Annotated in this window: 4 protein-coding genes and 2 pseudogenes; 3 read left to right on the plus strand and 3 right to left on the minus strand. The window is 54.2% G+C overall.

Annotation, left to right across the window (positions count from 1 at the left end):
• A pseudogene (locus PHF39_RS13425) lies at nt 1–524 on the minus strand (mRNA surveillance protein Pelota); the annotation flags it as partial.
• Entirely contained in the window at nt 514–2,406 is a 1,893-nt protein-coding gene (rqcH, locus tag PHF39_RS13430) for a ribosome rescue protein RqcH (protein WP_300224976.1), read from the minus strand. The pseudogene PHF39_RS13425 and the gene rqcH, both read right to left, overlap by 11 nt.
• Nucleotides 2,407–2,529: 123 nt before the next feature.
• On the opposite strand from rqcH, the gene PHF39_RS13435 reads away from it, so the two are divergent.
• The 3 genes from PHF39_RS13435 to PHF39_RS13445 are packed head-to-tail and all read left to right on the plus strand — an operon-like array spanning nt 2,530 to nt 5,954.
• Nucleotides 2,530–2,892 carry a hypothetical protein gene (locus PHF39_RS13435; protein ID WP_300224978.1) on the plus strand — a complete coding sequence of 121 codons (363 nt, stop codon included), beginning with the start codon at nt 2,530–2,532 and terminating at the stop codon, nt 2,890–2,892.
• Between the two features lie 21 nt (nt 2,893–2,913).
• Nucleotides 2,914–4,686 (plus strand): ribosome biogenesis/translation initiation ATPase RLI, encoded by a 1,773-nt coding sequence (locus tag PHF39_RS13440; RefSeq protein ID WP_300224980.1) that lies wholly within the window; start codon nt 2,914–2,916, stop codon nt 4,684–4,686.
• Between the two features lie 56 nt (nt 4,687–4,742).
• Nucleotides 4,743–5,954, plus strand: a complete 1,212-nt coding sequence (locus tag PHF39_RS13445) for a hypothetical protein (protein WP_300224982.1) — start codon at nt 4,743–4,745, stop codon at nt 5,952–5,954.
• A 109-nt stretch (nt 5,955–6,063) separates the two neighbouring features.
• Here PHF39_RS13445 and PHF39_RS13450 read toward each other — a convergent pair.
• Nucleotides 6,064–6,588 (minus strand): annotated as a pseudogene (locus PHF39_RS13450) (hypothetical protein); the annotation flags it as partial.

Below are 6,588 nucleotides of genomic sequence, written 5' to 3' on the forward strand. Positions count from 1 at the left end.
AAATCCCGCCGTGATTCCGTCTCCGCCCCTTTCCCGCTCCCGGAAGTGATGGTGATGACGCTCTCCGGGCCATACTGCCGGAGCCGGAAGAGTTCGGCCTCTCCCTCTTCAATGGTCAGGACATGGATGACACCATAGACCGATGCTTTGACGGCTCGTTCTATCCGTTCACGATCGAGTTGTCTCCACTGTTTGATCACTGATATCTCGTAACCTGTCTCGACATTGATGGTATGGAATGCCCCGGTATCCACACCGTGCTCGATAATTCCGGTGAGCCTGAGTCGTATGCCGTGAACGGAGAACTCGACGCGGTCAATGCGTACGCCGAGCCGTACCGGACGTTTCTCGACTTTCTCGGGACGGAGCTTGTCGCTTGCCGTATCCACGCTCCGGAATGTCGTGGCAAAGACCAGGTCGCCCGGGGCGATGATGTGCTGGAGGTGCCAGAGATCGTCAATGCTCTCTGGAAGCAGCCGGATCTCGCCATAATTTCCCCGCATCTCCCCGCACTCAGCCTTCATGGTGCCCCACGATATCCGATCCGCCGGGCGGGGTGAATGCTGCCACCTTCTCGGTGTTCAGGATGCCCTTGAGCGCCTTCACATCATCCTCCGGGATCTTCTCCTTCAGGGTGCGCAGTACTTTCTTTGCAACGTCGTTTGGCTCGAACTGGCCGGGCCGGAGTTCGACAAATGCTTTGACTTTCTCCCTGACAGCAGATGGCGGTCCCCCGATGACAGCTGCCTGGGGTTCGACCATCAGGCCGATGCAGGTGGAGAGCGGGATGTTCCGGTAATAGGTCCGTTCCCCCCGCACAATGAAGGAGCCCCGCGAGACAAACTCGCCGGCCTCCGGCGTTTTGCTCACTTGCGAGGGAAGGGCGCTGTACACATCTGCGCTGAAGTGGCCGCTCCGCCATGCACCGGAGTACGATGCCGCAAACTGCGCCACCTCGTCCATCCGGTCCGTCTTTCCCTTGACGAGGACTACGCTGGCTCCATGGACATCGGCATGGACAAAGGTATCCCCCCCGGCCATGTACTTCTTGACCAGTTCCTCGTTCTGGGAGGCGTCACGCCCGCCGAGGACAACGGCCCCGTCGCTGGTGATGAACCAGCGGAAGCGGTGGTACCACTGCTTCTTTAAGGGGATGAACTCCCGCCGTTTGGTCTGTTTTTTTGTGGCAACGGTCTCCATTGCCGTGACTGCGCCGGCCTTCTTCTTCCTGAACTTCTTGATCACGTCATAGTAATGGCCGGCGTTCTGCTCCACGCTCTCGTGCACGAAGATCTTCACTTTCTTTCCGATGCCGATCTCGACTGCTGCCTCATCAGGGAAGAATGCCGTGATCTTTTTTGTCTCTTCTGAAGGAGCGGCCCGGATCCGTTTCTCAATCTCCTGCCAGGAATGGGTTTTGCTTGCTGTTGCGAGAGTGCTGATGACCTGCGTGATGAACGGGTAGTTCTCGTAGATTGCATTGGCCATCTCTTCAGCCTGTGTGATGTTCCGGTCAAACTTTTTTATCGCCGCCAGCTGGTGGCTGCGAATCCGGTCCTCTTTTGCGATCTTCGGGCGTGACGTGGCCTTCTTCTCGGCCTTGGTCATGGGGTAAAATGCTTCGAGGGCAAGGGAGAATGTCGGGTACGCCGTTGTCGCCTCTCCCATGCGGAGATTGACGGATTCGCAGTGCTTAGCCGCGATTATTGGAGAACGGGCCCCTTCAACCTGGCGGAAGAGTGCCTGCAGGGAGGAGAAGATCCTGGCCGGATCTGCAGAAGCGGCAGGAATTGTCTTGTCGAGACCTGCATCTCTGCAGATATATTCCGCATACATGCCGCCAAGCATGCACCCGATGGCAAGTGCCCGGACAAGATCCCTCTCATCACTTTTAAGAAACGCTGAAAGGCTCTCCTCCGATGCGGTGGGATCCGTGCTTCCAAACGTATAGGTGGCACCGGGAACAACTTCCCGGTCTTTGAACCGGTGGTGCCAGAGCGGTTTGATGATTGTCATCTTCTCATCAGCAAGGATGACATTGCCGTTATCGAAGAGCTCAATGATGAGGTTGAAGGTCGTTGTCCCTTTCCCGATCACAAAGATGAGGACCCGCTCAAGCCCATGCTGATGGATCGAGAGGACCTTTCCTCCCGAAAGGTGTTTTCGCAGGAGCATGGCGAAGTGGGGCGGATTCTTTGGAGGTTCGGGAAGATCAGCAACCAGGTGGGCTCTCCGGCCGGATTCGATGAACAACAGGTACTTTGCCTTGTTTTCCCCATTGAGACGGATGCCCAGCGTCTTTGAGTCGAACTGGTAAACCTTGTCGATCCAGAGCGGCAGCTTCTCCTGTAACTCACTTGTCATTGCCCTGACATCAATCCCGCTCATACCCTGTTCGGATGCCATACGTCTCTATCGGTTACTTATTAGCTGCCGGAAGCTGATAAACGTATAATCATCCGCGAAAAGGGCAAAACCAAATTACATATGGCTTGGCAAACATAGGTATACGACAACTGGTGTTACGGGATGAGCGAAGATATTCCTCAAGAAAAGCCGGTCCAGACAAAAAAGGCGAAGACCAAGGCAGACAAGCAGGCTGAACATATCGAACGGATCAAGAGAACCCTGATCGCTTCCCTGCTGGGTATGCTTGCCGGCGTGCTCGCCTACTACTTTGGCGGAACCCCGGACGCCTCCGGGATCCAGGCGGAGGGCTTTCTCGGTTTCATGTTCATGCTCGTGTTCATCGTCCTGCAGAAGCATATCTTCATGCTGATGCGGATGGACACATCAAAACTTGGCGGAAAGGACTGGTTCTACCAGGGATTCATGACCTTTGCATTCTGGTTTATGACATGGACGATCCTGCTCACCTCGATTCCCCGCTAACGCTCTTTTTTGTGATACACCATGAGAATCGCCATTGTCCACAAAGACCGCTGCCATTCCCGGAAGTGCGGTACTGAGTGCATCATCTACTGCCCCCGGGTCAGGACCGGAGACGAGACGGTGATACTCGGTGAGGACGGAAAAGCCCAGGTCTCCGAGGAGCTCTGCGTTGGATGCGGTATCTGTATCAAGAAATGCCCGTTCGATGCCATCGATATTGTCAGCCTTCCGGAAGAGCTTGAGCACCCGACCCACCGGTACGGGATGAACGGGTTTGCCCTGTATGGTCTTCCGGTACCGGTGGAAGGGAAGGTCACCGGTATCCTTGGGGCAAACGGTATCGGGAAAAGTACCGCAATCAAGATCCTCTCAGGCCAGCTCCGTCCCAACCTCGGTAACTTCGACAGCGAGGTTGCCTGGGAAGAGATCCTGAAGCGCTATACCGGAACGGAACTCTTCGACTATCTCCAGACCGTCTCAAAAAAGAGCATAAAGATCGCAACCAAGCCCCAGTACATTGATTTTATCCCGAAAGTCTTCTCTGGCACAGTGGCGGCGCTCCTGAAGACCACTGACGAGCGCGGGAGGCTTGGAGGGATCATCCCGCTCCTCAAACTGGACGCTATTCTTGACCATGACATTGCCACGCTCAGCGGCGGGGAACTCCAGCGGGTCGCCATTGCTGCCTGCCTTGCCCGGGACGCCGACCTCTACTTCCTTGATGAAATAACGCCTTTCCTCGACATCTACCAGAGGATAGCAGCAGCAAAACTGATTCGCGATCTTGCTGCAGAGCGCCCGGTCGTCATCGTGGAGCACGACCTTGCCATCCTTGATATGCTGGCCGATACTGTCCATGTCGGGTACGGTAAGCCGGCTGTCTTTGGTATCATTACCCGCCCCAAGGGTGTCCGGGTCGGGATCAACCAGTATCTCGAAGGCTTCCTTGCTGAAGAGAACGTCCGTTTCCGCGACACGCAGGTAGTCTTCGAAAAGAGGGCGCACGAGAAGGGATCAAACCGCGAGGATCTTTTCCTCATCCCGGCGATGACAAAGAAGTACGATATGTTCCAGCTGACGGTCGGTGGCGGTACGGTCCGCGCCGGTGAAGTGCTGGGCGTTGTCGGGGCAAACGGGATGGGGAAGAGCACGTTTGCCAAGCTCCTTGCCGGGGTTGAGACACCGACAACGGGGTCGCTTGAGACAACCCTGAAGATATCCTACAAGCCCCAGTACATCAAAGCCGATACAACCGACACCGTGGAGATGTACCTGCGCCGGTGCACGAATAAGTTTGACTCGTCAATGTACCAGCACGAGATTATCGAGACGCTGACCCTGACCCCGATTCTCCAGTCACCGGTCGATTCCCTGAGCGGCGGGGAACTCCAGCGGGTCGCCATCGCCGGGTGCCTCTCCCGCGATGCCGACCTCTATATCCTCGATGAACCCAGTGCCCACCTTGATGTCGAGCAGCGGGTCCGGATCACGAGGATGATAAAGCGGCATGCCGAAGGGAAAGAGGTGGGGATCATGGTGATCGACCATGATATTTACGTTATCGACATGATCAGCGAACGGATCCTTGTCTTCGATGGTGAACCGGGTGTCCAGGGCACGGCTTCCGGTCCGTTCCCGATGCGGGAGGGCATGAACCGGTTCCTGCACGAACTTGATGTAACATTCCGGCGGGACCAGAGTGGAAGGCCGCGGATCAATAAGCCGGACTCCTTCCTGGACCGCGAACAAAAGTCGCTGGGAGAATACTATTACTACTCCCAGGGCGAAGATTAAATCCACCCCGAAAAATACTCCTATATTTTAATATTTTAACATGCTATTCTTGCTATATGCGGGGAGAACAGCTTTCGGATGCCATTGTCTACGACAAGCTGCATGTGCTCAAAAAAGACTTCAGCGGGTATATTGAGCGCAATACTGTAAAAGTTGACGCGAACCTCCCTGTTTTTTTCGGCTATGTTGTGTCAGCGCTCGAGAGTTCATTCCCCCATCTCGGTGATGATGACTATGATGAATTCATTGACAGCATCACCTTCAAGATCCTGGATGCAAGCCGGAACATCGCCGATTTTGACTATGTCCGGCGCGTGAAGACGAATGCACTCCGTTTCAAGAAGATGAAAAATGCCGACCAGGGCATCAACATCGTTATCGGTCTCCGGATGGTTAAGGCCGGGGATCCTGTCCACGGTCTGGAGTTTTTAAAGAACTACGCGCTCCTTGATGTAAAACTCGGCATGGCTCTTGCCCATTGTTACTACACCCTCTCGCACCGCGAATTCCGGAAGGATGATGAATCGCCTGCAAAGAACCTCCGTCCCGGGGAGATGGAGCTTCTTGCACGGGAGATGCTTCTCAAACTTGCAAAGACCAAGCCACCCATAAACACCCTCCGGCAACTTGACATCGATGATCCCTCCTTCCTGGAAAAGATCTTCTGGCAGATGATCTTCACCGGACTGGAGTGGTTCCCTGATGAGATCTGGTTCATTGAGACCGGGCTGAAAAATGCCGTTGATACCAATGATGCGGCAATGCGCAAACGGATCCTTGAGATCGGGACCGAGCGGTTCTATACCAACATCAACATCCTCCGGGAAATGTATTACTATCATCTTGAAAACCGCGATCCTGCCTCAGCTGCCGGGGTCGTCAACCAGCTGATCAAACAGTACCCCCATGAACTTGAACCGATCTACCTCGGGCTCAAACTCTCACTCCTCACGCAGAAAAAGATGACCTATCAGGGGTTCCGCAAACTGGCGGTCACGAACAACATACCGGCACAGATCGTCGATCTCTTCGATTTCACGTTCGATCTTTTGAACCATGAGCCCAAGGAGGCGATGGCCCGAATCGCGGAGTTCGAGACCGAGTTTCCCCGGTTCCAGTATTATGCCATCACCCTGAAGTATATTGCTTCGGACCTCCTCTCAACGGACGAGGCAAGGAACAAAAAGGCACGCAAAGTGCTCCTTGATTCGCTTGAAAACTTCTCTCTCCTTGAGTTACAGAACCGGAAAGCTTTAAAATCCCGATAATTCCCTTCCTGTGGGCAGATAGTGTTTCTCTGGATTATTCCGGGATAACCACCAGAATTCCGGAATGAATGGCAAACAATCTGGCAGTTTCAATTTCTTTTCCCGGCAGTCAGAAGCGCGGCTTGAGACCGATACTGGTGAAGAATTCACGGAGAGACTGGATAATGCTGTCAAGGAAATTGTCTGGAGTAGCTTTCGTCATGGACGGAGATGCACCATCCTCACGGAGGGTTGGAACGGCACGCTGGTAGATGGTTTCTGCGGGAATAACCGGAATAGTAGTGGATGATGGTATCGCGATCTGGACTTCAATGGGTGTGCCTGTGCCTGACTGGTCAAGGTAATAGCCGATATTCGCGGGTGTTGAAAACCATACCCTGTTCATCGAGTCAATGTTGATAGAATCGACTACGGAATTCGCTCCAATTCCCTCGAACCGGCTGAGATGCCGGAATACCCCGCCGTTATCCCAGATGTAGATCCCGTTATCTGTTGCCAGGTAGAGTTTGCCATCAGGTCCCGACACAAGATCATTGATCGGCGGGCTGGTGATGGCAAGATCGCTGCTGGTAAGAACGGGTACGAATCCCGCCTCCAGGGAAAAGTGAGCAACGGCGGAATCATTAAAGAAGTA

This window comes from Methanoregula sp., from assembly GCF_028712425.1.
In the GTDB taxonomy this organism is placed as follows: domain Archaea; phylum Halobacteriota; class Methanomicrobia; order Methanomicrobiales; family Methanospirillaceae; genus Methanoregula.

Coding starts and splice junctions, on each gene's coding strand:
- rqcH (WP_300224976.1), bottom strand. CDS start 2,406: ATGGCATCCGAACAGGGTATGAGCGGGATTGATGTCAGGGCAATGACA.
- PHF39_RS13435 (WP_300224978.1), top strand. CDS start 2,530: ATGAGCGAAGATATTCCTCAAGAAAAGCCGGTCCAGACAAAAAAGGCG.
- PHF39_RS13440 (WP_300224980.1), top strand. CDS start 2,914: ATGAGAATCGCCATTGTCCACAAAGACCGCTGCCATTCCCGGAAGTGC.
- PHF39_RS13445 (WP_300224982.1), top strand. CDS start 4,743: ATGCGGGGAGAACAGCTTTCGGATGCCATTGTCTACGACAAGCTGCAT.